The sequence below is a fragment of the Streptomyces sp. NPDC005070 genome, from assembly GCF_053600395.1.
In genome coordinates, this window is the sequence record NZ_JBSFZS010000569.1 from 1 (window position 1) to 1,143 (window position 1,143).

Annotated in this window: 1 protein-coding gene; it reads left to right on the forward strand. The window is 65.4% G+C overall.

Going from position 1 to position 1,143, the window contains the following annotated elements; translation table 11 throughout:
- Nucleotides 1-146: 146 nt before the first annotated feature.
- On the forward strand, nucleotides 147-1,143 hold a 997-nt coding region (locus tag ACWEBX_RS41225; RefSeq protein WP_451889791.1), incomplete at its 3' end, for a phosphatase PAP2 family protein.

The following is a 1,143-nucleotide window of genomic DNA, read 5'->3' on the forward strand; positions in this document are numbered from 1 at the left end:
TAAACAAATCGGCCGAACAGTTGATATCTATAGCATCCCGAGTAATTTCACGAATAAACAGCATAATTGAATTGGGTGAGCGGCGTCGGTCACGGGTGATTCTGTGGGCTGTCGCGGCTGTGGTGACCTTCGGCTTCCTTGTCGCGATGGAAATCGTCGCTCGTCACTACGGCATGCCGGGGCCGATCACCAACCAGGCCCGGGAAGTGATCTTCACTCCCACCTCGGGTCCTCTGCTGTACGCCGGCCTGGCATTGATGATGGTCGTCCTTCCCTGGCGGCAGCGGTTCATCTCGCTGGGAATAGCGGCCGGTATCGACGTCGTCTTCTTCCTGGTGCGCTGGGTGGTCGACGCCAAGATGATGTTCGGCAACGGCGCATTGTGGGTGATTCTGGGCTATGCGTTCATCGCCGTCACCCGCCGCACGGGCAGGGAACGAGTCCTGCTCCTGAAAGGCGTCGGACTGGGCCTGCTCCTGGTGGCTGGTCACAAGACGGGCGACACCTGGCTGATGATCACATCGGAGACGCGTCCGTCCGTGCTCGACGCGTACGTGGCCACAGCCGATCACGCGCTGGGCAACCCGTCCTGGGTGATGGGCCGGTTCGTCGAGGCCACGGGCCCGATCGGCTACCACGCCCTCCACCTCGTCTACGGCCAGCTCCCGCTCGCCGCGGCCGTCTTCGCGCTCTACCAACTGCGCAACGTGGCGCGGGAGAGCCGCTTCCCGGCCCACCATCTGGTGCGCACCTTCCTGGCCATCGGTCTGGTCGGGCCCATCGTCTACATGATCTTCCCGGTGGTCGGGCCGGTCTTCGCCTACGGCGCCGAAGGCGGGCAATGGGCAGCGGCCAACCTGTGGCCGCAGACCCCGCTGTCGACCGGTGCCCCGCAGCCGTTTCCGTTCGACGAGATCACCCCGCGCAACTGCATGCCCAGCCTCCACACGGCCTGGGCCACCACCCTCTTCATCCACACCCGCGAGGGCACGCGGCTCCTGCGCAACGCGGGCACGTTCTGGCTGGTCGGCACCCTCACGGCGACGCTCGGATTCGGGTACCACTACGGCGCGGACCTCGTCGCCGGTGTGGTGTTCGCGGCCTTACTCCCCTGCCGAGTTGCGGCGGAGCCGCCACTCAACC